Below are 26,652 nucleotides of genomic sequence, written 5' to 3'. Positions count from 1 at the left end.
GCGGCATTTCGTAGAGCGGAGCTTGCTCCGCTGCTTTGCCGTGGGTGGGACGAAGAGCAGCCGAGCGAGCTCGGCTCTACGAGAAGCGGCTTGCGTGGCTATTCGTCATCGCCTGCCGTTGCGACGGATTCATTGCTACTGCCCCGTTGCTAACGTGGCGCACAGCTCGGCTCTACATCGGTTTCATCAAGCGGCATTTCGTAGAGCGGAGCTTGCTCCGCTGCTTTTGCCGTGGGCGGGACGAAGAGCAGCGGAGCAAGCTCCGCTCTACGAGAAGTGGCCTACGTGGCTATTCGTCATCGCCTGCCGTTGCGACGGCCTCATCGCTACTGACCCGTTGCTATCGCGGGGCGCAGCTCCGCTCTACGATGACGCAAGCTTGCTCCACGCCGAAAACAAACAACGCGATGCGGCGGAGTGCTCAGGTACGCGGTGTACCGTCCAGCTCGTGGTCGATCATCCACAGGCCGGCCCACAATTTCGCATCCAATTGATAGCCCTCGGCCATCTTCTTTACCAACCATGCTGCGGCGCTGGTGCGCGGCACTTCGTGGACGGTGATGTTTTCGTCGCCATCGCCGCCGCCTTCGCCCACCTTGGTCAGTCCGGTGGCGCGGACGAAAGCGACTTTCTCATTGCTGCTGCCTGACGATGTGGGGCCGATCAGGAGCACCTGTGCATGCTCGGCGGTCCAGCCGGTTTCCTCTTCCAGCTCGCGGACTGCCGATAGCTCGATGGATTCTTCGGCATCGATGTCGCCAACCAAACCTGCCGGCATTTCGATGGTCTTGGATTGCAGCGGAACGCGGAACTGTTCCACGAATAGCACGTTGTCCTGCGGCGTCACCGCGATGATGATCGCGGCCAATCCACTGGCGTGAGTGCGCTCGGAATATTCCCAGGTGCCGCGTTCCACCATGCGCAGGTATTTGCCTTCGTAGACAATGCGTGGAGGCGCGCTTTTATTCGATGAATGCGAGTCGTCGTTCATGGGTCCGATGCTAGCGGGTAAGCGTTACGAATTGTAGTTGCGTGATATGTGTAGGAGCGCCGTCCCGGCGCGAGCTCTTCGCTTCTATCGTGATCTGGCAGGAAGAGCTCGCGCCGGGACGGCGCTCCTACCAAAGTCCGAAGCCTAAGCAAACGCCTCTTCCAGGCCCGCCGCGGTACGCAGGCGGCGGCGGGTCATGGGGCCGAAACGCAGGGCGTCCGATAGGGCGGTGAGCAATCCGGCATCGGCGCTGACGCGGACGAAGTCCGGTTCCAGCGGCTCGAACGGCGCGTCCAGCGCGATGGTCGTGAGTTGGCGCCAAAGCAAGGCATGTTCCCGTTGTTCGCGCAGTCGCAGGGCCAATGTCGCCGCGCCTCGCAGCCGCAGGAACGGAACTTCGTCGATGCGCGCCAGCAATGCATCCAAGGTATCGAAATGCGACAACAGTACCGCCGCCGATTTTGCGCCGATGCCGGTGACGCCGGGAATGTTGTCCACGGCATCGCCGCTGAGCGCCAGATAGTCCGCGATCTGCCGTGCTTCCACGCCATGCCGTGCCTTGACGCCGGTCATCCCCCAACGGATGCCGCGCGCGAAATCCCACTGTTCGTCCGCTTCCATCAACAACTGCGACAGATCTTTGTCGGCGGAAATGATGACGCCACGAAAGCCGCGCGGCCGCATGGCATGCAGGGCACTGCCGATGAGGTCATCGGCTTCGTATTCAGCATGCGCCAGCACGTTCAGACCCAGCGCGGAACATAGCGCTTTGCAGTGGGTGAACTGGCGGCGCAGTTCTTCTGGAGCGGGGTCGCGGTTGGCTTTGTAGGCCGGGTAGATCCGGTTGCGGAAGCAGCTGTCCAAGGCTTCGTCGAAAGCGATCGCGATGTGCTGCGGGCGTTCTTTCTCGAGCAGATCCAGAAGGAAGCGAGCGAAGCCATGCACCGCATTGGTCGGCCAGCCGTTGGCATCCTGGAATTCGTCCGGCATCGAGTGCCAGGCGCGAAAAATATAAAGGCTGGCGTCGACCAGGTAGAGCGCCGGTTTCGCTACGATTTCAGTCATGGGGTTGCCAGTCGCTCAGCAGGGCGGCGGCATCGGGGCGGTCGCGCTCCGGCGCCTCCAGGCGGGGCGTACCGATATGGATGAAGCCAACAATTTTTTCTTCGGCTTCCAGTCCCAGGACTTTCGCGATTGCGTCGTCGTAAGCCATCCAGCCGGTCAGCCATTGCGCGCCGAAACCACAGGCTTGCGCTGCTTGCAGCAATGCAAAGCAGACGCTGCCGGCGCTCAGTAGTTGTTCCTGCTCCGGCACCTTGTGGCCGGGCGTCAGCCGAGCGACTACGGCGATAATGAGCGGTGCATAAGAAAAGCGCTGGCGATCTTTTTCGATAACTGCTTCCGGCGCCTCGGGATCGAGCTGTAGCGTGCGCTCCACCAGCTTTTCGCCCAAAGCCAGGCGTGCATCGCCTGCGATACGGATGAAGCGGAACGGCACCAGCTTGCCGTGGTCGGGCACCCGAACCGCCGACTCCAGCATGCGCATCAAAGTGGGGTGGTCCGGTCCGGGATCGCCTAGCTGCTTGGAGGGGACGGACCGGCGGGCATCGAGGGTTTGCAGGGGGGATTGGGCAGCCATCGGCCAAGTTTAACTTGTCAATCGTGTTGCACGGCGTCAAAGTGCAGAGCAGGTCACGGTTGCCTACACACCGGATTCCCTACGATGTGCTTGCGGATTCCCTCACCGCGCCCCCTGGAAAATCTATCGCCTGCCGAGGCGGGGATCCTTGTGCATGCCGAACGCCTTCTCTACCGCTGAACGCCCCGGGCGTGATCCGCGCCTGCTGGATCAAGCCAAGCAAATGGCGTTGCCGCCGTTGGTGGATACGTTCGCCGTGGTGTTGGGCCGGTTCGACGACGCCCTGTTCGACCGTGCCGAGCGCGCTGGCCCCTCGCAGATGGCCTTCCTGGATGCGATGCGCGAACTGCGCCGCCGCCGCGAAGAGATCACCGCCCGTTTTCGTGGCCACTTGATCAAAGCCTGGCGCTCCATGGAGGCAGGAGAGCCTCTGTCGGTAGAACAGGCCTTCGCGCAGGATCATCAGGATGCCCTGAGCCTGGTGTCGGACCAGGAGCTGGAATCGCGCCTGGCCGCGCGCAATCTCGCCAGTGTGGTGATGCGCGAATGGAAACCCGTACTGGGGCGCCTGGACCGCCGCCTGGGCCGTATCGCTGGCAATCTGCCGCTGGATAGCGACTACAACCCTATCGGGTCGGAACATATCGGCGTCGCGATCCACGAGGCCTTCGCCACCTGCGACCTGACGCTGGAAGTCAGGCTTGTGGTGATCAAGCTTTGCGAGCGCGACTTGGTGCCCGCCCTGGGCCGCATCTATGAAACCCTGGACCAGCGATTGGCACAGGCCGGCGTGATGCCCGAGATACAAGCGGCGCGAAAGCGGGAGCCGCAGCCCAAGCCGTTACCGCAGGAAGACGAACTCGGACCCGAGGAAACCGCCAACGCGCCCGCTTGGGCCGCGCGCTTCGTCAATCGCATGGCGGGCGTCAATCGCGCCATCCAGGCTTCAACGGGGCACCGCCCCGAGCGGCAGGAATTCGATGGACCGCCGGGATACGCGGCCGGTCCGGGGGCCCAGGGCGTCCTGCTCGAGGCGTTGCACCACCTGCTGCAGGAATCCCGTACGGGCCGGGAACAGCAAGCGGCCCAACAGCACACTGCCCAACAGCAGGGGTCCCAACAGCACGCCCAGCGCGATCTTTCCCAGCGCGAAATGCTTTCGGTGCTGTCATTGCTGCAAGCCACCCCCAGCGCCACATTGCGCGCCGCGATCGGCGACACCGGCGAGTCGCTGGCGCAGCGCTTGAAAAGCGAAGTGCTAAGCAGCGCGATGCAGCTCGGGGTCGATCCGTCGACGGCGCGCTTGGCGCCGGTGGACGAAGACGCCATCGATCTGGTCGGCATGCTGTTCGATGTGATGCTGGACGAGCGCGCATTGGAAGGCCGTCCCCGCGAGTTGATTGGCCGCCTGGTCGTGCCCTTCGTAAAAGTCGCGTTGCTGGACCGCCGCATGTTTGTCCAGAAGACCCATCCGGCGCGGCGCCTGCTCAATGTGCTGGCCGAAGCCGTCGAGGGCAACAACGGTGAAAGCGCGGCAGAGCGCACGCTGCTGACCAAAGTCGAGGAAGTGGTGGACCGGCTGGTGGCCGAGTTCAACGAGAACCTCGCCATCTTCCTGACCCTGGAAGAAGAATTCCGCTCGTTCCTTGAGCAGCATCGCCGCCGTATCGAGATCGCCGAGCGCCGGGCCGCCGAGATCCAGCGCGGCCAGGAGCGCTTGGAAGCTGCGCGCATCCGCATGGCCGCCGAACTGGATATCCGGCTCGAGAATCGTCACGTACCGCAAGCCATCGCGGATTTCCTGCGCCAGCCCTGGGCGCACCACGTCACCATGACGCTGCTGCGCGAAGGCGAAGATGGCGAAGGGCTGCGTGAAGCGCTTGCGCTAGCCGATGGCGTGCTTGAAGAACTCGCCGAAGCCCAGCGCCAGATCATCGGCAAGCCATGGCTGCAGGCGTGGCGTCCGGCACTGCAACATGTATTCGCCAGCGTCGGCATGAATGCCGATGCCGCCAGCGGCGCGGTCGATGCGTTGCACGACACCTTGCAGGCGGTGGCCGCTTCGCGCCCGGATCTGGAAAAGCCCCTGCCCGAATTGCCGCAGGTCATCCTGCCCAAGCCGGCGGCGGAAGAAGATTCGGCCGGCATCCAACTGGTGGGCGGCATCGACACGCTGGATTTCGATCATTCCGATGCGGATCACTTCCGCAAGCTGGAGATCGGCACCTGGCTGGACTTCATTGACAAGGACAACAAGGTGCAGGCGGGCAAACTCTCCTGGGTCAGCCCCATCTCCTCGCGCCTGCTGTTCGTCAACCGCCGTGGCGTGCGCTTCTGCGTGGCCTCGCCGGAAGAGTTGGCGGCCATGGTGCGGATGGGCCGATTGCGTACTCACCAGGCCGAAGATGCCTTCGACGCGGCCATGCAGGGCGTCATCGATCGGCTGGAGCCCAGCAAGAGCGTCGCGCCGGTCTAAGACCCAGGACACGCTGGGTCAGAGCAGCATTGGAGTTTAAAGCTGCACTGGCCTGAAGCGTCGCTCGCCTGGCAGTGATGTGGCCGTCGCGCTTCGAAACGCGGTAACACCCTCCGGCGTTCTCCGATAAGCCTCGCGCTTTGTTAGCATCGGCGGACGGAAGTCCGATGACGAGGCGTGCATGGCGGTCGAAGTACGGGTACTGAAGGAATCGGCAACGGGCGAACGCCGCGTAGCCGCCACGCCGGAGACGGTCAAGAAACTCATCGCCGCGGGTGCGCGGGTCAGTGTCGAAAGCGGCGCTGGCCAGTCTGCCGGATTCACCGACCAGGCTTATGTGGACGCAGGCGCGCAATTGGCTGCCACCGCTGACCGCGCGGACGCGGATCTGGTGCTTTGCGTCCAGCCGCCCGACGCCACGGCGATCGGTGGATTGAAGCAGGGTGCCACCTTGGTGGGCATGCTGCAGCCGCAAGCCGATGCCGCGCGTGCGGAAGCGCTGCAGGCCCGCGGGATTCTGGCGTTCCCACTGGAACGCCTGCCGCGCACCACGCGCGCGCAAGCCATGGACGTGCTCAGTTCCCAGGCAGGCATGGCCGGCTACAAAGCGGTACTGATCGCTGCGCAATTGGCGCCGCGTTTCTTTCCGATGCTGACCACCGCCGCCGGCACCATCCGTCCTTCCAAGGTGCTGATCGTCGGTGCCGGCGTGGCCGGATTGCAGGCCATCGCCACCGCCAAACGGCTGGGTGCGCAGGTGGAGGGTTTCGACGTTCGCCCGGAGACCCGTGAACAGATCGAATCGCTAGGTGGAAAGTTCTTGGACTTGGGAGTCAGCGCAGCGGGCGAGGGTGGCTATGCACGCCAGCTGACCGACGAGGAGCGCGCCGAACAGCAACGCAAGTTGGCCGAACACGTGAAAGGTGTGGACGTGATCGTCTGCACCGCCGCGGTCCCGGGACGGCCTGCGCCGAAGATCATCTCCACCGCCATGGTCCAGGGCATGAAGCCGGGCAGCGTCATCGTCGATCTGGCCGCGGAAACCGGCGGCAATTGCGAAGCCACTCGCCCAGGTGAAACCGTCGAGCTCGGTGGCGTGACCGTGGCCGGTCCGTTGAATCTGGCCAGCATGGGCGCCGTGCACGCCAGCGAGATGTACGCACGCAACGTCTTCAACTTCGCTGCGTTGTTCGTCAAGGACGGAGCGCTGCAGTTCGACTGGAATGATGAGCTTCTGGCCAAGACCGTGTGGCCGGAGCGTGTGTCGGGTTAATGAAACAACACTAGCAGGTTGTTGTAGGAGCACCGTCCCGGCGCGAGCTTTGATCCGCTTTGCTGTTGAAGAGCTCTTCGCTTCCAGCGCGATCTGACAGGAAGAGCTCGCGGCGGGACGCCGCTCCTACCGATGCGAGCGATGTCATTTATCCCGCTGCCTCGGGACTGCGCCTTTCGGCGGGTTCTTCTCCAGCCACGCGCGGCGTTGCTCCGGCGTCATCTGCTTCCATTGATCGTGCAGTTGCTTACGCTGTTCCGGCGTCAGGTCGAGCATGTGCTCGTAGAGCGCGCGCGCCTGTTCGCGCTGCTGGGGATTCATTCGTTCAAAACGTTTAATGCCGTGGCGCGCCTGGGCGCGTTGTTCCGGCGTCATCGTCTTCCAGCGTTGCGCGCGCTCCATCATGCGCTCGCGTGTCTGTGGCTCGTTGTTCCAGCGGTCACGGACGGGGGCGATCAACGTCTCGCGTTGTTGCGGCGTCAGCTTGTCCCATTCGGGCAATGAAGCAGGTGCCGGACTTTGTGCCAGTGCCGAACCGGCCACCAGCAACGACAATCCAAGCAGGCGAGTCAAAAAAGTTTTCATCGATTACTCCATTGCCAACGGCGGTGCGTCCGCCGAGGCCAGCCACAGATACAGATCAGGGTCTTCGTCCAGCACACTGGCGCTGCTGTCGTTGGTGGTGCTGTATTCATTGGTGCCGGCATCACCGTTGCTGGCCATCGGCACCGCCGGCATATCGCTGGGAAGTGGGCGTTCGCCCCAGGGCAGCAAGCGCACGCCTACTCCCACCGCCAACACTGCGGTGAAGGCGGTGGCGGCAAGCCAGCGTCCATAGCCATGAAGCCCACGCGCAGGACGCGCTTGCGTCTGGGCGGCGTGGCGGGCCGCACGCAGGCGCGCCAGCGTCTGCGGCGACAACTCCTTCAGTGCAGCGGCGTGCCATTGGCTTGCCTGCTGATCGAAGTGGTTCCGGGAGTCGTCCGTGGGTTTCATCGTAGATCCTCCAATTGTTTCTGTAGAGCGTCGCGGGCGCGGGAGAGGTGAGTCTTGACCGAGCCTTCCGAACAACCCATCGCCTTGGCCGTGTCGGCCACATCCAGTTCTTCCAGCACGCGCAGGGTAAAAGCTTCGCGCTGACGGGCCGGCAAGGTGCGCAACGCGGTCACCATCCGCGTATACGCCTCCCGTTGATCGTGCGATTGCGAGGGGCCGATCGAAGGGTCGGCCCAATCGACCAGAGTGTCCTCGTTGCGGTCGGTCGCGGGCGTCAGCCAACGCAACCGGAAATTATGGCGACGCTGCACGTCGACGATCTTGCGCCGCAGGATGCTCCAGAACAGCGGCGTCCATTCGCCAGGCGGCCGTTCGCGATAGGCCAGCATCTTCATCATCGCGTCCTGCACCGCATCCAAAGCGTCATCGCGGCTACGCAGCCCGGCTTCCGCGAAACGGAAAGCGCGGGTACCAATGTCGGCCAGAAATGCCTCCAGCGTCGCGGCGACTCGCGGCGGAGCTGGTGATTGGAATTCCTGGTGGGCATCGGTGCTCATCAACATAGATTAGGGCCTGGCTTGTCCGTCAGTGTCGGCAGGACTTAGTGGCGATCCCAGCGGCGGTCGAAGCGATCGCCCCGGCGATCCCATCGGGCTTCGGCGCGTTCGCCCTTGTGGTCCAGGCGGCGGTCGATACGGTCGCCCCGGGCGTCCAGGTGATCGGCGGCGTGGTGGTAGCCATGTCGGTCGGCCCAATCGGCGCGCTGGTCGTAACGCTGCTCGATCCGGTCACCCTTGGCATCCAGGCGGTGTTCGATGCGGTCGCCTTTGCGGTCCAGGCGGCGGTCGACGCGGTCGCCATGGTCTCCGGCGCTCGCGGTGCCGACGGCGCCTAGCAGCAGTACGGTCAAACCCAGTGTGCGGTAAAGATTCATGGCGTGGTCCTCGGACGGAGTGGGTTGCAGGGAAGGAAACGTTCCGCCGTGTGGTCCGTTGACCGGGTGTTGCATGAATCCCAAGGAGTTCAGGTACGGTTATGATGCGGAGCGCGTCGTGGATATCGGGTCCCGGCACCTGCATTGCGGCAGACAACTGACGGAGAGAGTGGATGAGCGACGGGTTCGTGGCCTTGTACATCTTCATGCTGGCGGCGATTGCCGGCCACGTGATCATTTCCCGGGTGCCGGTCATCCTGCATACCCCGCTGATGTCGGGCTCCAACTTCATCCACGGCATCGTGCTGATCGGCGCCATGGTGGTGCTGGGCCATGCGGACACCACGCTTGAGAAGGCCATCGGCTTCGTCGCGGTATTGCTGGGCGCGGGCAACGCTGCCGGCGGTTACGTGGTCACCGAACGCATGCTGGAGATGTTCAAGAGCTCCAAGAAGCCGGCCGGCAAGCAGGGAGCCAAGTAATGGACTGGACGCTTCCGGAAATGCTTTCGCTAGCGGTAAAGACCAGTTACCTGGTGGCCGCCACGTTGTTCCTGCTGGGGCTGCAACGGATGGCTTCGCCGATGACCGCGCGCAGCGGTATCCGCTGGGCCGGCATGGGCATGCTGATCGCCACCATCGCGACGTTCTTCCTGCCCGATCTGCACAACATCCCTTTGATTCTTGCGGCCATCGCCATCGGCACCGCGGCCGCGTGGGTGTCCGGCAAGCAGGTGGCGATCACCGATATGCCGCAGATGGTCGCGCTATACAACGGCATGGGCGGCGGCTCGGCGGCGGCCATCGGCGCGGTCGAGCTGCTGCGCTTTTCGTTCCTGATGAATCGCGATACCACTAACTGGAGCCAATCGGCTCTGGCCGAACTGGCGGCACGCCAACCGGGTGCGATCACATTGGCGCTGGCGGTCATCGGTTCGGCGATCGGTGCGGTATCGCTGTCCGGTTCCGTTATCGCCTGGGCCAAGCTGGACGGACGGCTGGACAGGCGGGTGACGTTCCCGGGGCAGCAGGTGTTCAATCTGCTGGTCTTCGTGGCCATGGCCGTGCTCGGTGGCTGGGCGGCGGTCACCTTGAATCCTGTCGCGATCATCGCGTTCTTCGTGGTGGCGCTTGCGCTGGGCGTGCTGATGACGTTGCCGATCGGTGGCGCCGACATGCCGGTGGTGATTTCGCTGTACAACGCGCTCACCGGTCTGGCTGTGGCGTTCGAAGGCTATGTGCTGGGCAACGAAGCGTTGATCATCGCCGGCATGATGGTCGGTGCGGCAGGCATCCTGCTGACGCGCTTGATGGCCAAGGCCATGAATCGGCCCATCAGCGGCGTGTTGTTCTCCAACTTTGGCGGCGGTGGCGAAGCGCAGGAGATTTCCGGCGCACAGAAGCCCATCGAAGCCGGCGACGTGGCGGCGATGATGGCGTTCGCCGAACGCGTGGTCATCGTGCCCGGCTATGGCATGGCGGTGGCGCAGGCACAGCACAAGATATGGGAACTGGCGCAGCGCTTGATCGAACGCGGCGTCAAGGTGAAATTCGCGATTCATCCGGTCGCCGGCCGTATGCCCGGCCATATGAATGTGCTGCTGGCCGAAGCGGGCGTCCCCTACGACCTTATCGCCGACATGGACGACATCAACCCGGAATTCGCCAACACCGATGTTTCGCTGGTGATCGGTGCCAACGACGTGGTCAACCCGGTCGCCAAGACGGATCCGGCCAGCCCCATCTACGGCATGCCGATCCTGGATGTGGTCAACAGCAAGAACACCATCGTCATCAAACGCGGCAAAGGCACCGGCTTTGCCGGCATCGAGAACGCGCTGTTCTATGCCGACAATACCCGCATGCTGTATGGCGATGGTGCCGAGATGGCCAGTGCGCTGGTCAGCGAACTGAAAGCGCTGGACGGCGGGCATTAAGGCTTTTTTGCTTCAAGTAACGATAGACGTCATGAACCAGCCGTTCGGTTGTTGAATGGTTTTTCAACAGCGCAGCTGGTCAAAGCAACTGCCATCCGGATCGCAAGACACTGGGTCCCGGCCTACGCCGGGACGACGGTGGTTTATTGTCTCCAGCGATCGACACGAAAGCTCTCCGCTGCCTGCGTCAACTAGCAACCGGATCACAGCGCTATTCCAGCGTTGCCGCAGCGTTTGCTTACGCTCGGAGCCGCGCGCGCGCGGCGTGCCGCAATACCGTCAGGGATAGCAGATCTCGCCTTTGACGAAGGTGGTGATCATGCCGCCGCTTTTTTGGCCACTGACGAAAAGATAGCCGCTGGCGCCGGCGTAGAGGCCGGTACCTTGGACGATCTCCTGGTACGCGGTAACCACGCCTTCTGAGTTGTTGGTGGTAACGCCGGTTTCGCGCATGGTCAGCGTGCCGCTGGCGGTGCGGTATTCGAAAGGCCCGCTGTAGGAAATGAAGCTCGGCGAAGTCGCAGGACCGGCGCGGGCGCTGTCAGCGGCGAAATGCGTCGTGCCGCGAAGCCCGTGATTGCCGTCGACTTCGCCCAGGAAGCACGATGTCAGGCCTGTGTTGCAGCCATTGGTGGCGCTGACTTCGGTTAGATCGGCATGGATCGACTTGCAGGATTCCGCCAGAGCGGGAGCTGCGGCGCAGGCCAGCAGTAGTGGCAGCAAGGTCAGGTGTTTCATAGCGTTATCTCCAGTGCGTATCAGTGCGCGGCCCGATACGTGCGATGCCTCGATGCCCGCGCGGGCGGAAGGCCGAGTAGTGGTCGGCGGCAACATGGAGTGCAAAGAAGAAATGGCATGGGTGATCGCCATCAAGAACGTCAGGCGGCCAGCGCGTCACGCTCGGCCAACTGGCGGCGCGCCTCGCTGGCGGTAATGCCAAAGGTGTTCTTGAACGCGCGACAGAACGCGCTCTGGCTTTCGAAGCCGACCATGCCGGTGATTTCGCAGATGGGCAGGGCGGTATCGCTGACCATGCGCCAGGCTTGTTCTTCGCGCCGCCGCGCTGCGTATTCGGAAGGCGTTTCGCCGAACACCGCGCGATAGACGCGAATCAGGTGGCATGGCGAATAGTTGGCGGTTTTCGCCAAGCATTCCAGGTCCAGCCGGACATCGGGATGGCAATGGATCTGATGCCGCACACGGAGCAGCCGCATCAGGGTTTGCCGGCGGCGCGCCAACGTGCGGCCGTTACAGCGCGATAGCAGCGCATGCAACGATTGTTGTTGTTCCAGCAAGCTGGCGGACAACGCGGTTATCCAAGCTTCCTGGTCGCCTGCATCAGGCGTGGCCGTCAAAGGTGCGCTTCGTGCGAGCTTCAGCAACAGGCCTGCCGTGTCGCGCCAGATGCGTCCTTGCCAAGGGAATAGTCGATCGGCATGCGCGGTGGCATTGAGTGGCCAGGCTTGCGCGGAACCGGCCAGTCCCAGCCAACCCTGCGGACCCAGCGAGCGGCAGCGCACGGGGCCTTCCCGCCAGATCTGCAGATCGCGCGACCCCAGTTCCCAATCGCTGCCCGGCGTTGCCAGCGATATACGGCCTCGCAATGGCCACCAGATGGACGTCCATCCGGCGGGAATTTCGGCCTGCACCCCTCGGCCATTGCCATGCAGCAGATGCAGGCCGTCGTGAGGCTGGCGGGACAAGTCCAGATGATCCCCGAAGCGAAGCGTGTGATGGATTAGGCGCATGAGCACGTGGGCGGCGAGGGCGATTGGCCCCACCATATCCCCGCAATCGTTCTTGTTTGAGAGCCAATTCCTCAGGGCGCGAGAGGGCCAATTGGGGTCTCGCGACAGCACTGCTTCCGTAGAGCGGAGCTGCGCCCCGCGATAACACGTAGAGCGGAGCTTGCTCCGCTGATCGTATCCGGAAGTCATTGCGTCAGCGCAGCCGAGCAAGCTCGGCTCTACGAAAAGCAAAGCAGCGGAGCAAGCTCCGCTCTACGACAAGCAAGAGCAGCGGAGCAAGCTCCGCTCTACGAGAAACGCCGAGCCTTCTGGCTCGGCGTTTCACTGCACTCAGAAACGTTGCTGATACTTCATGTAGGTAAAGCGACCTATGTCGAACTGGCCGTTGTACGGCACGTTGGCGTTGGGTGCGCTGTACATCTGCGGTCCTTCGCGGTCGAACACGTTGGTGGCGCCGATCGAGATGGTGGCGTTCCATGGCGCTGTCCAACGCACTTCGACGTCATTGAACGTAATCGAGCCCACCTTGTTGAGCGGACGCGTCTGGGCGGGATTGCCGGCGATGAATCCGGGATCGGTGCATTCCTCCGGAAACAGCGCCGCCGACAGGCAGGTCTCTTTTTGCGAAGAGAAATAGCGTGCGCCCCAGGTCGCGCTCCATGCGCCTTGGGTCCAGGTCACGTTGGCGTTCGAGCGGATGCGGAATGTACCGACGAAACCCGGTGACGTGGCGTAGCCCACCAGCTGCTGCGGCAACGTCGCGGCATTGGTATCGGTCTTGATTTCGTCCTTGCTGGTGTAGGTGGTCTGCCACGCCATGTTGAAATTGCCGAAATCTGTCCTCAGGCGGTAGGTCAGGTCCAGATCGTAGCCTTCGGCTTCACGATAGCCGGCGTTGATGCCGGTGAAGGTCAGGTTGTTGACGAAGCCCAGCGCGGGATCGCGTGTGAAATCGACACAACGCGAAGCATCCATCTGGATGTAGCAGTCGTTGAGCATCTGGGTGGGGCTATCCGGCACGATCGTGTCGTCGATGCGGATCTTCCACCAGTCCAGACTCACGTTGAGCCCATCCATGAAATCAGGACTCCACACCACGCCCAGCGTCTTGGACTCGGATGTTTCGGGCACGAGGTTTTCATTGGAACCGGAGAAGAACGCCACCGGCGTCTGCGCGTTCGGCGCGCCGGCAGGGGTGAAGCCCTGCGCAAGCTGGCGATAGGTGTTGGCATTCACGATGTCCTGTGCGCAGCGTGCACGTACCGCTGCATTCGACGCCGAGGCACCGAACAAGGTATCGCAGGGGTCGGTGAAGAACGCAAACGTCTGCGAGCCGCCGCCATACAGATCGTTGATGGTCGGTGCGCGGAAGCCATCGGCATAAGTGCCGCGTACCAACAGCGATTCGATCGGTTTCCACTTGAAGCCGAACTTGCTGTTGAGCGTATCGCCGAAGGTGTCGTAGTCGGAGTAACGCGTTGCCACGCTGAAGCTCAGTTCCTGCGCACCGGGAAGGTCGGCCAGCACGGGGATCAGCAATTCGCCGTAGACTTCATCGACGCTGTAGTCGCCTTGGGTGGGCCCGCCCGCCAGCGTGGTGGAGTTGCCGGTGACCGCCATGGCGTCCGGATTGAATTCACCTGATTCCTTGCGGCTTTCGACGCCGACCGCAAAACCCAGATCGCCGCCCGGCAGCGTGAATAGCGAACCGCTCAGGTTGGCGCTGAATACCTCGGTTTCGGTCTCGCCGGTGAAGTTGAGTGACTGGAAAAGAAAGTCCTGCACGGTTTGATTGCCGGTCAAGCCACCATCGCCCGTGCGGCCGAAAGGAATGAACGGATTCCACGGCGTGCACGAAGCCAAGGGAATCGGAACAGCCGCCGTGCCGCACTGGACCACGCCATCGGCATTGAGGAACGAAGGCCCCACTGCTTGTGCTACGCGCGCGATATTGAGGTTGCCGTAGTTCTGCTGGGTGATCTTGTTGTTGTTGTACAGATAGCCGACATCCCAGTCGAAGATGCGTTCGCCGACGGTGAAGCTGCCGTCCAGTGCGGCGGAGAAGCGCCAAGTGGTGGAGGTGGACAGATTGGTGCGGGGCACTTCCCAGGTGCGACGCCAGAAGTTGACCGCTGTCGGCGTGGCGAAACCATGATGGCTGCCGACTGGGTTGTAGTAGCTATTCACCGACATGGGAGTGCCGAAAGCGGCGCTCTGGAACGGATAGCCTGCCACCTGGTTCTCGGCATCACGCGAGGTGTACAGCATGTTGCCGCGGAAGCGCACTTTATCGTTGATGTCGAAGATGCCATCGACGAAAAGCGAGCGGCTTTCCAAGGGCGTGCGCAGATGGGTCTGCTGGTTGGTGTTGCTCTTGTCGACGGTGGAGCCGCTTGGATTCGCGGCTGAGGTGCCGGTTACGGCGTCCTGCAGGTGGTAGTTGCCCAGGCTGCGCCAGTCGGCGCCGGTGTTGAGCACGCGATTGCCGCCGGGGCCGATCTGACTGGCGCCGCTGCCCAGGTTGATCACGCCCCATTGGCTGACGGTGGTCCAGCCGCGGGTCGGGTGCCATTGGCCCTGCGGATATGCGCTGAACGCGCGATCGCCCGACAACACTTCTTCTTCCTTGCGGTATTCCACCGCGGCTGTCAGCGATCCGCGGTCACCCGTGAAGCCCATGATGAAATCGGCGCGTGTGGTTTCGCCATCGCCTTCGTCGAACTGACCGTAATAAGCCTGCGCGGTGGCGCCTTCGAAGTTGGAGCGGGTGATGATGTTGATGACGCCGGCGATGGCGTCCGAGCCGTAGAGCGAAGAAGCGCCATCCTTCAACACTTCGATGCGCTCGACGGCGGTGGTCGGGATCAACGACACATCCTGCAAGCCACTGGTGCTGATGCCCAGGCGCTTGCCGTTGACCAGGATCAGGGTGCGTGTCGTACCCAAGTTACGCATGCTGATGAATTGACCGCCCACGTTCTCGCCGGCCGACAGCGGCATGGCGCGGCTGATCGCGGGTGCGCCGGCCGCGGAGATGTTCTGCAGGATGTCGGCGATCGACTGGAATCCCTGTTTTTCGATATCCGCACGGCTGATGGTCAGCACCGGCGCGGCGCTTTCCACATCGACCTGGCGGATGCGCGTGCCAGTAACTTCGATGCGGTCCAATGTGGTGGTGGCTGGTGCCGCTTCCTGTGCGGAAGCAGAAAGGATCGGCGCGGCGCCGACGGCGATTGCCGTAATGATCGCGTCGCGCAATCGGCAGGATTTCAGGGTCATGGGTTGGCTCCAGTCATGGTTCGTGAGAAGCCCGTGCCGCGTTCTCCCCGGAGGCGGCCTGCACGGGATGACTAGAATTACGAATTCTTAACTGCCTCTGATGCGCAGGTACAACGGAACCGATGTGCGCCGATTGAGTAATCGTGCACTGCGGCTACATCCATCCGCTGACGGCGAGCATCGACATGCGATCGCGCAGTGCATGCACAACAACGCGGTCCCGCAAAAGATACGTTCGGACTTCAACCACCATTATTCGGTCCGGAGGCGATTCGCCATGAAGCAGACGCTCAGTGGTTTGGCGGCCGCCTTGATCTGTGCGCTTGGTGTGCAGAACGCAGGCGCGAGCTGCCTCGGCAATAGCGGCGAACGGCTGGTGCCATTAGTGGAGTTGTACACCGCCGAAGGCTGTAACGAGTGTCCCGCCGCCGACCGCTGGATGTCCGAACTCAGTAAGCAACCCGCATCGACGCGTCCTTCGCTGCTGGCCTTGCATGTGGACTATTGGGACGAGATCGGCTGGCCGGACAGGTTCGCTGCCCCGCTGCATGGCAAGCGGCAGGAGGCGCGGGTGATGTTGGCCGGCAAGCGAGTGGTGTACACGCCACAAGTGATGGTGGGACGAGACACCCAGGTCGATTGGCGCGACTCGCGTCGTTTCGAATCCAGCCTCCAGCAACAAACGGGTTCGCCGCCGGTGGATCTGACATTGCAAGCGGAACGCCGGCAAGGGGATAGTTTGCAAGTGCGATTCAGCGCGGTCGTGCGCGAAAAGGATCATGCGCAATGGCAACCCTTGTTGTGGCTGGCGCTGTACCAGAATGCGCTTGGCAGTGTGGTAACCGCCGGCGAAAACAAAGGCATGACGCTGCGCCATGATCGCGTCGTCCGGTCGCTGCGGGGTCCCTGGAAAATGCAGGAGGGCCGCTTCGAAGGCGAGGTAGGTGTTTCGCTACCGCAGGCTGAAGCGGATCAACTGGGGCTGGTGTTGTTCGCCGAATCCTCGCGGACGGGCGCTGGTTTGCAGTCGCTGGAATTGCCGCTGTCGGCCTGCCTTCGTTGATCAGGCAAGCCGACAGCCAAAGCGAAAGTGAACTCAGCGATGCCCGCGTGTCCCTCTCAATGCCGAGCGCGCAGCCAACGCACACGGCACGCCGACCAGGAACACATGCGCGGCGATATGCGCCAGGTTGATCCACTGCCACGCTGGCGCTTGTGGCCCGCCCGCGGCGGACAACGGCACCACGACATAGGTCATGACCGCATACAGCAGCAGTCCGTACATCGCGCCATAGCGCAGCGGTTGTTCAACCAGGATTCTCCAGTGGCGACTGACGGCGTAGTAGACATACGCCATCACCAGCGCAATGCCGAAGTGGGAAAGCAGCCCCAGCAGCGCGGTCGCCGATCCGCCAGCGATAGCCGCGTCGCGTCCCAGCCATCCAGCGGCAATCGACTGCAGTATCAGCACAGGGCTGACGCCTTTGAAGGCGTACAAGCTACAGATGTAGATCAGGTCCAAGGTGCCAGCTGCGACGCCGCCCAATGCCACATAACGCAAGGGGCGACGAATGGAAGTGGTGAGGCCAGCCGCAACATTCATGACGAATTTTTTCCGAAAGCCCCGATGGGCGGTGGCCGATTGGAGCCTATCTGCCCCCTGTCGCGCGAGGGCCAATCAGTCGCTTGCGAAGGGCGCCAAATGAGCGCCGATCACTCGCTGTCCATCGAGCGACGAGCCGCCCATGCACACGGCAGTCCCACCAGCACCATATAGGCCACGACACAGGCGACGATCCAATCGGGGCGCTGCGATGCCGGCCCGGCCGCGGTAAACAGAGGAACGGCGATATGGAAGACCAGTCCGTACATCAGCGCGCCATAAGCCAGGCCGAACCGGACCGGCTGGCGCAGCAGCTGCGGAAAAGAACGGGAAAGCCCGCGATAGATCACCGCCAGCATCCACATGAGGGCAACGTAGAGAACGCTCCCCAGCACGGCCGTGGCGATGCCGCCTTCGTAGGCTGCCCGTCCCAGCAACCAAGTGGCGATGGACTGGAGAACCCGGATCGCCGGCACTCCCTCGGCGGCCCAGAACAACACCGCGAAGCCCAGATCCAGGACGGCGGTGCCGATGGCAGCCAACAACAGCCAAGGGATCGGGCGGATGGCGCTGCGGGGCAAGTAGAACGAGGCGGTCGGGTTCATCGGTGTGCTCCTGGGGTGGGGTCTATCCGGGAATTGGCCCTATCAGGAAGCAGAAAAGTGGCACTATCAAGGTCCAATTTCCTGGGCTCGAATGGGGCCAATTGGAATCGAGGCATGTTGATGCACCTGCAAATGGACGGAAAAGGGCCGCTGCACGCGCAGCTGACCCGCGCCCTGAAGGGAATGATGTTCGCCGGCGCCGTTGGCCGCGGTGCCCGGCTACCGGCCACGCGACTCCTGGCGCGTGAGCTGGGGGTGTCCCGGAACACGGTGCTGGCCGCCTATGAGCAACTGCGCGCCGAAGGCTTCGTCGCGGCACGGGTGGGGTCCGGCAGCTTCATCACGCCACCGGTGCAGCCCGCAAGCGCACCCGCATCGGACTCTGTGGCGTCGTTGCCGCCACAGTCCGAATACGCGCGGCGCGCTCGCAAGTACCACAACCATGCGGCCATGCCGGGACGCGCCACTCCCGGGATGCGCTACGCCTTCCAGTACGGCGTTCCGTACACCAATCCCGCGCTGACCAGCGCCTGGGCGCGCGAATTGGCGCACGCCGCCGCTTACACGCTGCCCAACTATCCGATGACCCAAGGCCTGTTGCCACTGCGCGAAGCGGTGTGCGACTACCTGGCGCGCCGCCGTGGCGTGCAGACCACGCCCGCCGACGTGCTGATTGTCGGCGGAACCCAGCAGGCGATGGCGCTGACCGCGCGCGTGCTGTTGAACATAGGCGATACCGCGGTGGTGGAGGAGCCGCACTACACCGCCATGCGCGAAATCCTGCAGATCCACGGTGCCCGCGTCCACTCGGTCGACGTGGATGCACAGGGCCTGGTACTGGACTACCTGCCGGAGCCGCCGCCGCGGCTGCTCTACGTAACGCCTTCGCACCAGTTCCCCAGCGGCGTGGTCATGTCGTTGAGTCGCCGGCTGGAACTGCTGGACTACGCGCGGCGGCACGGCTGCTGGGTATTCGAGGACGACTACGATGGCGAATTCCGCTACGACGCGCAGCCACTGGCGGCATTGCGTTCGCTGGATACCAGCGGGCGGGTGATCTACGTGGGCACGTTCTCAAAGGTGCTGTTCCCGTCCTTGCGGCTGGGTTATCTGGTGATGCCGCCGGGTCTGCGCGAGGACTACATCACCGCCAAATGGCAGGAAGACTTCGGCACGTCGGCCATCGAACAGAGCGCCCTGGCGCATTTCATGGAAAATGGCGGCTTCGAACGCCACCTGCGCCGGGCGGGGCGAGCCTTGAGCGAGCGGCGCATGGCGCTGCTGAAGGGACTGCGCGAGGCGCTAGGCGATCAGGTCGAGATCGCCGATTCGCGCGCCGGCATGCACCTGGTCGCGTGGTTGCGAGATTTCGATGCCGCGCGGGGCGAGGCGCTGATCGTCCACGGGCGCGAGCTTGGCCTGGACTTGTATTCCATTGCGCCGTACTACCAGCGGCCTCCGGACCGTGCCGGCCTGCTGATGGGTTACGCCGGCATGTCGGTGGGCGAAATAGAGCAAGCCGTGAATCTGTTCGTACGTTGCGTGCAGGAGACGCTCGCACGCTACTCAAAGTAGCCCTCGCGAGACTTTGAAAAGCCTCTTAGCGCGAAAACCAGGCTGCACTGATCACCGCGACGGCCATGCAAACCAGGTCGAGCGGGCTGTTGGCCAACTGGCTCAGCGTCCATGCGTAGGCGAGGCCCAGCTTGACTGCCGATTCCCATGGAGTAAGGCCCATCGCGAACCCGATCTGAGTGGCGGCAATGCCCCAGTTCGCCAGAACGATCATTCCGATCGTCGCCGCCGTGGCCAGAACGCAGCGTCCCACGCTACGCGGCATGCCGCCAAAACGCAGCATCAAGACCACATCGACGGCAGCCAGCAAAGCCATCCAGCCGGCCTGGCCGTTTAGATACAGCGCCAACAGAATCCAGATGAATATGAAGGAGAGGCCGCCCAGCAACAGTAGGGAAGGCGCCAGCCAGCGGGAGGATCGGGATACTGCTTGAGCGGGCATGGCGACTCCGGATGGGGACGCCAAGGATAAAGGGTTGTGGAAGGGAAGGTGGGCGAGAGCAGCTCGCACGCGCCGTCCCAAGGCTGGGCCAAAGCGGCGCTCCACCGCGGCGGGCTACAATAGCGCTCTTGCGCGGCCCCCATCCGCCCATATCTGATCGACATGTATTCCCGCAGCAGCGAACCCGTCCAATTCGAACGTGATTGCCCCGCCGTCCTGGTACCGCAGGGCGAAAGCGTCACGCTACCAGCCGGCAGCTACGGTTACATCACCCAGGCGCTGGGCGGCAGCTATACGGTGTTCGTCGAAGGCAACCTGTTCCGCATCGCAGGCCAGGATGCGGACGCCATCGGCAAGGAAGCGGCGACACCGCTCAGCCTGCCTGCCGATGCCAGCGACGAAGAAGTCGAAGCGCTGGTCTGGAATCAGCTGCGTACCTGCTTCGATCCGGAGATTCCATTCAACATCGTCGATCTGGGTCTGGTGTATGAAGCCAACCTGCGTCACCGCGAAGACGGTCAGCGCGAAGTCGACGTCAAGATGACCTTGACCGCGCCCGGCTGCGGCATGGGCGAGATACTGGTCGACGATGTGCGCAGCAAGCTGGAGATGATTCCCACCATCGCCGAAGCGGATGTCGAACTCGTGTTCGATCCGCCGTGGGGCCGGCACATGATGTCGGATGCGGCCAAGTTGGAAACCGGGATGCTCTGAGCGCCGTTTGCTATCTCATTATTTTCTGTCGAGTCGATGAAACGTAGAGCGGAGCTGCGCCCCGTGATAGCACCGGGTCAGGAGCAACGATGCCGTCGCAACGGCATGCGATAGTAAATAGCCCAATCCCTAGATAGATAAGTTCTACGACGGGGCGAAGCCGCTTCTGATAGAGCGCTTGTTTCTTTATTTTGGGTGAAGCGCTTGGCTGTTTTCTTGCGCTCGCTCCATCGAGAAGAGCAGCGGAGCAAGCTCCGCTCTACGCCAGGTCTTGGCGCTTCTCGCTCTCCACACGCCCGCGACCTACTGCGCGAAGTAAATGAATTTACCTGCAAAATCATGCATTCATATGCAGCATGGATGGTAATGGCAGCTACTTTATTGCTGAAGTGTGGCTCGCATCCCTGATTCACTGCATATCTGTCGGATAGCGTCGACTTCGGTCCCGCGCAACGCGGGGCCGCATCTTCCAGGAGAAACGGGCAAGGCCGCCACCGCTCTTATTTGAAGCTACCGCGCCTTTCGACTGGAAAACGCGCCGCATCATTGCGGCATCACTCTTTTGAGAGGGAATCCCTGATGTCAGATTCATCGAAGAGCCGTTCGCGCAAAACGACTGCCGCCGCAGCCGCCGTGCTGTTGTCCTCGCTGTATGTTGTCCCGGCCATGGCGGGACAAGTCGACCTGAGTGGTCTGAGTGCGTCCCAGCAGGACGGATTCAACCAATTCATCGTCAAGTACGCGGATGGCAGTCCGCAACAACGCGATACCGCGATGCTGCGAGGCTCGCTTAACAGCGCCGCCAAGGCAGTACCGGCAGCGAAAGGCAAGGCGCTCGGTCTTGGGCATCTTCGCCGCCTGGCGGTGGGTGCCGATGTGGTGCGGTCCGATCGCAAGCTAGACCGTGCGGAAGCCGAATCGCTGATGCGTCAAATTGCGGCCGATCCCAATGTCCTATACGTGGAGGTCGACCAGCGCATGACGGCGGTGCTGACGCCCAATGACCCGCAGCTCGGCTCGCAATGGGGCTTCGGCACCAGTGCTTCCAGCATCAATGTGCGGCCTGCGTGGGACAAATCGACGGGTACCGGCGTTGTGGTGGCGGTGATCGATACCGGCATCACCAATCACGCCGATCTCAACGCCAACATCCTGCCGGGCTACGACTTCATCACCGACACGTTTGTTTCGCGCGATGGTAACGGTCGCGACAGCAATCCCAACGATGAAGGCGACTGGAGTCCGGTTGCGAACGAATGCTACAGCGGTTCGCCGGTCACCAATTCCAGCTGGCATGGCACTCACGTCACCGGCACCGTGGCGGCGGTCACCAACAATGCGGTCGGCGTGGCGGGCACGGCATTCAACGCCAAGGTCGTACCGGTACGCGTGCTGGGTCGCTGCGGTGGTTACACCTCCGACATCGCCGATGCCATCATCTGGGCATCCGGCGGTACCGTCAGTGGCGTACCCGCCAACGCCAATCCGGCGGAAGTGATCAACATGTCACTGGGCGGCGGCGGCACCTGTTCGGCCACGTACCAGAATGCGATCAACGGTGCGGTGTCACGTGGCACCACCGTGGTGGTGGCGGCCGGCAACAGCAACGTCAACGTATCGGGCGCGGTTCCGGCCAACTGCCCCAACGTGGTTGCGGTAGCGGCCATCACCTCCGCGGGCTCCAAGGCCAGCTTCTCCAACTATGGTGCCGGTGTGGATATCGCGGCACCAGGTGCGAGCATTTTGTCCACGCTAAATAGCGGTACCACCACTCCGGGCAGCGCCAGTTACGCGTCCTACAACGGCACGTCGATGGCGGCGCCGCATGTGGCAGGCGTGGTGGCATTGATGCAGGCCGCGGCCACTACGCCGATGACACCGGCACAAGTGGAAAGCACGCTGAAGAGCACGGCGCGTCCTTTGCCCGGCACGTGCTCGGGTGGCTGCGGTGCGGGTATCGCCAATGCCGACGGTGCGGTGGTGGCGGCGCAAGGCGGCGGAGGTGGCAACACGCAGACCTACACCAATGGCACCGACGTCACCATCAGCGACAACACCACCGTCAACAGTTCGGTCGCTGTTTCCGGCCGTACTGGCAATGCGCCCAGCAATGCATCGGTGGCGGTGAACATCGTGCACACCTACATCGGTGACCTGAAAGTCGATCTGATCGCACCGGATGGCAGCGTGTACGTGCTGCACAACCGTAGCGGTGGCAGTGCTGACAATATCAATCAGACCTATTCGGTCAATTTGTCGTCCGAAGCCCTCAACGGCACATGGACGCTGAGAGTCAACGATAACGCCAACCAGGACACAGGCTATATCAACAGTTGGAGCGTGACGTTCTAAGCAACGCAGTCTCTCCCCTGCGTCGCGATGATCCCCGGCTTCGGCCGGGGATTTTTTTGTAGAGCGGAGCTTGCTCCGCTGCTCTTCGAGGTGCCGTGGCCGCAAAAGCAGCGGAACAAGCTCCAAAAGCAGCGGAGCAAGCTCCGCTCTACGCAGGCTATTCACCCAATCGCTTCAAACCGATTGGCCGCCACATTCTTACGAACCTTCATCGGATCCCAGATGCGGCCGTTCATGGCGATGTAGACCCCGGCCGGCAACGACTGCACCGCGCCGACCGCGCAGCCGATGTTGAACTCGGCATCCGAGCCGCGGAAGCGGGCTGGGTTCAATGCGCCGGTCAGCACAATGGTCTTGCCTGCCACTGTCGCCAGCACCTTGGCCGTTTCCACCATGCTGTCGGTGCCATGGGTGATCAACACGTGCCTGGCGCTTTGTGCCGCCACCGTGGCGCGGACCAGTTCGCGGTCCGCATCGCTGATGTGCAGCGAATCCTTGCGGATGATAGGAATGACATGGAAGCGGAAAGCAACACCCAGCTCTTCGAGGATGCGGCCGATCTGCGGCTCGCCGATCTGGTAATCCGACTTGTCGTCGAAGTAGATCTTGTCGATCGTGCCGCCGGTGGTGACGATCAGCAGTTCTTCCATCTTGTTTGCTCCTGCCGCAGACATCATTTAGCCCGCAGCTTGTGTTCGTTAGGTGTGGCCAGATCCGCCGCCATTTAAGGGGCGGAGTGCGCGCCGCCAATTATCGCTGTTCCACGCATGCAGGGAGCGTATGCGGCCCGCCCCTCAGTAACTACACGCTTGAACCGCCCCGCGTAGAGCGGAGCTTGCTCCGCTGCTATTTCCCGATGATCTCGCAAAAAACAACGGAGCAAGCTCCGCTCTACTCAAGATGCCAGCCTGCCGGCCTCGGTTCACGCCATGCCCTCACTCGGTAGGCTTGCGCCCAAAGCGCGCACGCAGCCCCGGCCAACTGGACGTCACAATGATCATCACGGCCAAAACGATCTCCGTGCTCGCATAACCGGCTTCCGCTGGTCGTGAGTAAGCGGCCATCACGCCGTGACTGAACCAGAACAGGCCGACCACGCCGGACCAGAACGCCGCCTTGGCGCTGCCGCGCAGCACGCCCAGCAGCATCAGCAAGGGCGGTAGGACGAAAACGATCATCGACGCCAGGTAATGCTTGTCATTGTGGAACCACAAGGCGAACAACACCGATAGCGCGAATAGCGATACGCCTAGCAGCAAGCGGGATGGACGAACCGAACCAGCCGCCATCAGCGATCTCCCAGCCGTCGAACGGTATCGGCCACGCGCCTTCCCAAGGCGCGCGCCAACACGGATTCCTCGTCGCTCAGCTGCGTATCGTTGTCACCACCGGCCACGTGGCTGGCACCGTACGGCGAACCGCCCGTGCGCGTGGTGCTGAGCAGAGGCTCGGTGAACGGAATGCCGACGATCAGGCAACCGTGGTGCAGCAATGGGATCTGCATCGACAGCAGGGTCGATTCCTGGCCGCCATGCTGGGTGGCGGTGGAAGTGAAAACCGCCGCGGGCTTGCCGACCAGCGTGCCGCTGGCCCATTCCGCACCCAAGCCGTCGATGAAATGCTTGATGGGTGCCGCCATGTTGCCGAACCGGGTAGGGCTGCCCAACACCAGACCCGCGCACTCGTCCAGATCGCGGCGGTCAACGTAAGGAGAGCCTTCCTCGGGCACCGGTGGCGCGGCTTGCTGTGTGATAGCGGCGACCGGCGGCACCGTGCGCAGCCTGGCGTTCATGCCGTCCACCTCGCCGATGCCGCGCGCGATCTGCCGCGCCAGCCGGGCCACGGAGCCGCCGCGGCTGTAATAGAGCACCAGAATGTCCGGCATGTTCTTTTTCCCTGAGGTTGATCGGCCTAGTATCGGCGATGTCGTCATCCCGGCGCATCGGGTACCCTTTCCCGCATGGAGCCATTAGATTCACTCAACCGCTGGACCGATCGCCTTCGCGATCGCGCACGCGCCGGTACTTTTGCCCGTTTCCTGGCCAAACGCTTCCTGGACGAGAGGCTGTTTCAGGCTGCCGCCGCGTTGGCCTACACCACGTTGTTCGCACTGGTGCCGCTGGCGATGGTCGTATTCGGAGTGCTGTCGGCGTTTTCGGCGTTTCAAGAATGGAGCATCCAACTGCGCGACTACGTCTTCGCCAACTTCGTACCCGGTGCGGCGGAGGACTTGAAGGACACGCTGGACATCTTCCTGAGCAATACCGGCAAGCTCACCGCGCTGGGCGTGGTGGCGCTGGTGATTTCGCTGCTGATCACGCTCAACAGTATCGAGGCGACATTCAACCGGATTTGGCGCGTGAGCAGTGCGCGGCCCAAGCTTTCCCGCTTCCTCGTGTATTGGACCGTGCTGACGTTGGGAGCGCTGATGGCCGCCGCCTCATTGGCGCTATCGGCGCGTTTCTATGCTTTGCCTGTCTTTGCGACGACCGGCGGGAAACTCCTGCAGAACCTTTCGCTTAGCGTGGCGCCCATGGTGATTGAACTGGTCGCCATCACCGCCATCTACCGTGTCGTGCCGCATCGGACCATCAAATGGCGATACGCCATCGCCGGCGCGCTGCTGGCGACCGTCCTGCTCGAACTCATTAAATGGGCCCTGGGCATTTACCTGGGCAGCTTCAACACGTATCAGAAAGTCTACGGTGCGCTGGCGGCGGCGCCGATCCTGCTCCTGTGGATATACCTGTGCTGGGTGGCGGTGTTGCTGGGTGCATCGCTGGCATCATCGATGGCTGCCTTCCGTTATCAACCCGTATCGATGCGCCTGCCTTTGGGCTATGAGATCTACGGATTGCTGCGCATGCTGGGGCGTTTCAACGAGGCGCGCGCCATCGGCAAGGGCTTGCACAGCGATCAGATCCAGACCTTGGAGCCCATGCTCACCGACGCGCTGATCCAACAAATGCTGGGCCAGTTGGGCGAGATCAACCTGCTGCGGCGCGATGAAGAAGGTGAGTGGATACTGGCGCGCGATCTGGACGATATGACACTGGCGGAATTGTATGAAGCCTGCCAGCTACGCATACCTGTCGCCGAAGCGCACTTGCCGTGTGGCGACGACTCGCTGGGCATTGCCGCCCGCGCGGCGCTGGATAATCTGCGCGTACCGCTACGCGACCTGTTGAAGCGCAAAGTCAGCGACATCTACGCTGGACAACACGAGGGAAAAACATGAGAAGTCGTTCGCTTGCCGGTGTGTTGTTGCCGTTGATGTTGGCGCTGTCGGCGTGCCAGCAGGAAACACCGCCGCCTCCCACCGCATCGCCGGCGCCAGCGCCAGCGCCTCCGGCAGCGCAAACGCCTGCCGCAAAAGAAGGGCAGGCCACCGAAACGCCAACGCTGAGCATTGAAACCGTGGAAGGTTCCACTTACGACTTGGCGGCGCATCGCGGCAAATGGGTGGTGGTGAATTTCTGGGCTACCTGGTGTGCGCCCTGTCTGAAGGAAATGCCGGAACTGTCCGCGCTCGACGCGATGCGCGAGCACATCGAAGTGATCGGCCTGGCCTACGAGGAAATCGACGCGAAGTCGATGCGCGACTTTCTGAGTAAGCGTCCCGTGGTCTACCCGATCGCGATTGTGGATGTCGCGAATCCGCCAGCCGATTTCGCCACTCCGCGCGGCTTGCCAATGACGTACCTGATTGCACCGGACGGCAAAGTCGCCAAGCAATTCCTGGGGCCGGTAACGGCCAGCGAGATAGAAGCAGCAATAGCCGAGGCCGGCGGTCCGAAAGCGGAGGCGTGATGGCGGCGGTGCGTTTCCTGATCAGCGGTAAGGTACAGGGCGTGTTCTTTCGCGCTTCCGCTCGGGAACGCGCGCTGGATCTCGGGTTGTCGGGCCGTGCCACCAATCTGCCGGATGGACGCGTGGAAGTCATTGCCGAAGGTGACGCCAGCGCCCTCGATGCCCTGGAAACCTGGCTCAAGCATGGACCGCCCAGGGCTCGCGTAGATCGCATGGAGCGCAGCGTTTGGGAAGGTCCCGTCAATTCAGGTTTCGTCACCGGCTGAGTAACGTAGCGTG

Annotated in this window: 27 protein-coding genes; 11 read left to right on the top strand and 16 right to left on the bottom strand. The window is 62.7% G+C overall.

Features of this window, described 5'->3' with window-relative positions:
• Positions 1 to 421 precede the first annotated feature (421 nt).
• The 3 genes from AADW18_RS09895 to AADW18_RS09885 form a co-directional block, all read right to left on the bottom strand.
• On the bottom strand, positions 422 to 991 hold the full coding sequence (locus tag AADW18_RS09895) for an NUDIX hydrolase (RefSeq protein ID WP_337343198.1): 570 nt from the start codon (positions 989 to 991) through the stop codon (positions 422 to 424).
• A gap of 144 nt (positions 992 to 1,135) precedes the next feature.
• Positions 1,136 to 2,056 (bottom strand): 5'-3' exonuclease H3TH domain-containing protein, encoded by a 921-nt coding sequence (locus tag AADW18_RS09890; protein WP_337343197.1) that lies wholly within the window; start codon positions 2,054 to 2,056, stop codon positions 1,136 to 1,138.
• Positions 2,049 to 2,630, bottom strand: a complete 582-nt coding sequence (locus tag AADW18_RS09885) for a nitroreductase (protein WP_337343196.1) — start codon at positions 2,628 to 2,630, stop codon at positions 2,049 to 2,051. Before AADW18_RS09885 ends, AADW18_RS09890 begins: the two co-directional genes overlap by 8 nt.
• Before the next feature lie 154 nt (positions 2,631 to 2,784).
• Between AADW18_RS09885 and AADW18_RS09880 the strand changes: the two genes are divergently transcribed.
• Together AADW18_RS09880 and AADW18_RS09875 are read left to right on the top strand one after the other, a co-directional pair.
• A complete protein-coding gene (locus tag AADW18_RS09880) occupies positions 2,785 to 5,106 on the top strand; it encodes a DUF1631 domain-containing protein (RefSeq protein WP_337343195.1) in 2,322 nt (773 codons plus the stop codon).
• A 181-nt stretch (positions 5,107 to 5,287) separates the two neighbouring features.
• The gene (locus AADW18_RS09875) at positions 5,288 to 6,379 is read left to right on the top strand and encodes an NAD(P) transhydrogenase subunit alpha (RefSeq protein ID WP_337343194.1); all 1,092 of its coding nucleotides are present in this window, start codon (positions 5,288 to 5,290) and stop codon (positions 6,377 to 6,379) included.
• Between the two features lie 144 nt (positions 6,380 to 6,523).
• Here the strand turns inward: AADW18_RS09875 and AADW18_RS09870 are convergent, their stop codons facing one another.
• From AADW18_RS09870 to AADW18_RS09855, 4 genes are read right to left on the bottom strand one after another with little or no spacing between them, the layout of a single operon-like run.
• Positions 6,524 to 6,964, bottom strand: a complete 441-nt coding sequence (locus tag AADW18_RS09870) for a DUF3106 domain-containing protein (protein ID WP_337343193.1) — start codon at positions 6,962 to 6,964, stop codon at positions 6,524 to 6,526.
• Positions 6,965 to 6,967: 3 nt separating this feature from the next.
• A complete protein-coding gene (locus AADW18_RS09865; RefSeq protein WP_337343192.1) occupies positions 6,968 to 7,375 on the bottom strand; it encodes a hypothetical protein in 408 nt (135 codons plus the stop codon).
• Positions 7,372 to 7,932: an RNA polymerase sigma factor gene (locus AADW18_RS09860; RefSeq protein WP_337343191.1), complete on the bottom strand. Its 561-nt coding sequence runs from the start codon at positions 7,930 to 7,932 to the stop codon at positions 7,372 to 7,374. Before AADW18_RS09860 ends, AADW18_RS09865 begins: the two co-directional genes overlap by 4 nt.
• A 44-nt stretch (positions 7,933 to 7,976) precedes the next feature.
• Positions 7,977 to 8,309, bottom strand: coding sequence for a hypothetical protein (locus AADW18_RS09855; RefSeq protein WP_337343190.1), 333 nt, complete (start codon positions 8,307 to 8,309; stop codon positions 7,977 to 7,979).
• Between the two features lie 173 nt (positions 8,310 to 8,482).
• On the opposite strand from AADW18_RS09855, the gene AADW18_RS09850 reads away from it, so the two are divergent.
• A complete protein-coding gene (locus AADW18_RS09850; RefSeq protein ID WP_337343189.1) occupies positions 8,483 to 8,791 on the top strand; it encodes an NAD(P) transhydrogenase subunit alpha in 309 nt (102 codons plus the stop codon).
• On the top strand, positions 8,791 to 10,245 hold the full coding sequence (locus tag AADW18_RS09845) for an NAD(P)(+) transhydrogenase (Re/Si-specific) subunit beta (RefSeq protein ID WP_337343188.1): 1,455 nt from the start codon (positions 8,791 to 8,793) through the stop codon (positions 10,243 to 10,245). The genes AADW18_RS09850 and AADW18_RS09845 overlap by 1 nt, the downstream gene beginning before the upstream one ends.
• Before the next feature lie 279 nt (positions 10,246 to 10,524).
• On the opposite strand, the gene AADW18_RS09840 is transcribed toward AADW18_RS09845, so the two are convergent.
• The 3 genes from AADW18_RS09840 to AADW18_RS09830 form a co-directional block, all read right to left on the bottom strand.
• Positions 10,525 to 10,983 carry a hypothetical protein gene (locus AADW18_RS09840; protein ID WP_337343187.1) on the bottom strand — a complete coding sequence of 153 codons (459 nt, stop codon included), beginning with the start codon at positions 10,981 to 10,983 and terminating at the stop codon, positions 10,525 to 10,527.
• A 140-nt stretch (positions 10,984 to 11,123) separates the two neighbouring features.
• On the bottom strand, positions 11,124 to 11,948 hold the full coding sequence (locus tag AADW18_RS09835; protein ID WP_337343186.1) for an AraC family transcriptional regulator: 825 nt from the start codon (positions 11,946 to 11,948) through the stop codon (positions 11,124 to 11,126).
• A gap of 375 nt (positions 11,949 to 12,323) precedes the next feature.
• A complete protein-coding gene (locus AADW18_RS09830; protein ID WP_337343185.1) occupies positions 12,324 to 15,272 on the bottom strand; it encodes a TonB-dependent receptor in 2,949 nt (982 codons plus the stop codon).
• Between the two features lie 277 nt (positions 15,273 to 15,549).
• Between AADW18_RS09830 and AADW18_RS09825 the strand changes: the two genes are divergently transcribed.
• A complete protein-coding gene (locus AADW18_RS09825; protein ID WP_337343184.1) occupies positions 15,550 to 16,335 on the top strand; it encodes a DUF1223 domain-containing protein in 786 nt (261 codons plus the stop codon).
• 33 nt (positions 16,336 to 16,368) lie between these two features.
• Here AADW18_RS09825 and AADW18_RS09820 read toward each other — a convergent pair whose 3' ends face one another.
• Positions 16,369 to 16,875 (bottom strand): hypothetical protein, encoded by a 507-nt coding sequence (locus AADW18_RS09820; protein ID WP_337343183.1) that lies wholly within the window; start codon positions 16,873 to 16,875, stop codon positions 16,369 to 16,371.
• A 110-nt stretch (positions 16,876 to 16,985) separates the two neighbouring features.
• Complete coding sequence (locus tag AADW18_RS09815; RefSeq protein WP_337343182.1) at positions 16,986 to 17,480, bottom strand: hypothetical protein; 495 nt, start codon at positions 17,478 to 17,480, stop codon at positions 16,986 to 16,988.
• 114 nt (positions 17,481 to 17,594) lie between these two features.
• Here AADW18_RS09815 and AADW18_RS09810 point away from each other — a divergent pair, with 114 nt between their 5' ends.
• Entirely contained in the window at positions 17,595 to 19,055 is a 1,461-nt protein-coding gene (locus AADW18_RS09810; protein ID WP_337343181.1) for a PLP-dependent aminotransferase family protein, read from the top strand.
• A gap of 25 nt (positions 19,056 to 19,080) precedes the next feature.
• Here the strand turns inward: AADW18_RS09810 and AADW18_RS09805 are convergent, their stop codons facing one another.
• Positions 19,081 to 19,497: a hypothetical protein gene (locus AADW18_RS09805; protein ID WP_337343180.1), complete on the bottom strand. Its 417-nt coding sequence runs from the start codon at positions 19,495 to 19,497 to the stop codon at positions 19,081 to 19,083.
• Positions 19,498 to 19,659: 162 nt separating this feature from the next.
• Here AADW18_RS09805 and sufT point away from each other — a divergent pair, with 162 nt between their 5' ends.
• Entirely contained in the window at positions 19,660 to 20,211 is a 552-nt protein-coding gene (sufT, locus tag AADW18_RS09800) for a putative Fe-S cluster assembly protein SufT (RefSeq protein ID WP_337343179.1), read from the top strand.
• Between the two features lie 579 nt (positions 20,212 to 20,790).
• Positions 20,791 to 22,563 carry a S8 family serine peptidase gene (locus AADW18_RS09795; RefSeq protein ID WP_337343178.1) on the top strand — a complete coding sequence of 591 codons (1,773 nt, stop codon included), beginning with the start codon at positions 20,791 to 20,793 and terminating at the stop codon, positions 22,561 to 22,563.
• A gap of 161 nt (positions 22,564 to 22,724) precedes the next feature.
• Here AADW18_RS09795 and AADW18_RS09790 read toward each other — a convergent pair whose 3' ends face one another.
• The 3 genes from AADW18_RS09790 to wrbA all read right to left on the bottom strand — a co-directional run bounded on the left by AADW18_RS09790 (position 22,725) and on the right by wrbA (position 24,448).
• On the bottom strand, positions 22,725 to 23,213 hold the full coding sequence (locus AADW18_RS09790; protein WP_337343177.1) for an asparaginase domain-containing protein: 489 nt from the start codon (positions 23,211 to 23,213) through the stop codon (positions 22,725 to 22,727).
• Between the two features lie 285 nt (positions 23,214 to 23,498).
• Positions 23,499 to 23,852: a DUF2069 domain-containing protein gene (locus AADW18_RS09785; protein ID WP_337343176.1), complete on the bottom strand. Its 354-nt coding sequence runs from the start codon at positions 23,850 to 23,852 to the stop codon at positions 23,499 to 23,501.
• Positions 23,852 to 24,448, bottom strand: coding sequence for an NAD(P)H:quinone oxidoreductase (wrbA, locus tag AADW18_RS09780; protein WP_337343175.1), 597 nt, complete (start codon positions 24,446 to 24,448; stop codon positions 23,852 to 23,854). Before wrbA ends, AADW18_RS09785 begins: the two co-directional genes overlap by 1 nt.
• Before the next feature lie 75 nt (positions 24,449 to 24,523).
• On the opposite strand from wrbA, the gene AADW18_RS09775 reads away from it, so the two are divergent.
• The 3 genes from AADW18_RS09775 to AADW18_RS09765 are packed head-to-tail and all read left to right on the top strand — an operon-like array spanning position 24,524 to position 26,639.
• A complete protein-coding gene (locus tag AADW18_RS09775; protein WP_337343174.1) occupies positions 24,524 to 25,801 on the top strand; it encodes a YihY family inner membrane protein in 1,278 nt (425 codons plus the stop codon).
• Positions 25,798 to 26,373 carry a TlpA disulfide reductase family protein gene (locus AADW18_RS09770; protein WP_337343173.1) on the top strand — a complete coding sequence of 192 codons (576 nt, stop codon included), beginning with the start codon at positions 25,798 to 25,800 and terminating at the stop codon, positions 26,371 to 26,373. The genes AADW18_RS09775 and AADW18_RS09770 overlap by 4 nt, the downstream gene beginning before the upstream one ends.
• Positions 26,373 to 26,639, top strand: coding sequence for an acylphosphatase (locus AADW18_RS09765; RefSeq protein ID WP_337343172.1), 267 nt, complete (start codon positions 26,373 to 26,375; stop codon positions 26,637 to 26,639). The genes AADW18_RS09770 and AADW18_RS09765 overlap by 1 nt, the downstream gene beginning before the upstream one ends.
• The last annotated feature ends 13 nt before the right edge of the window (positions 26,640 to 26,652 follow it).

It is taken from the genome of Pseudoxanthomonas sp. CCNWLY206-1 (genome assembly GCF_039710385.1).
Classification (GTDB): Bacteria; Pseudomonadota; Gammaproteobacteria; order Xanthomonadales; family Xanthomonadaceae; genus Pseudoxanthomonas_A.
Note: the sequence above shows the minus strand (reverse complement) of the source record. Positions and strands in the feature narration are given on the sequence as shown.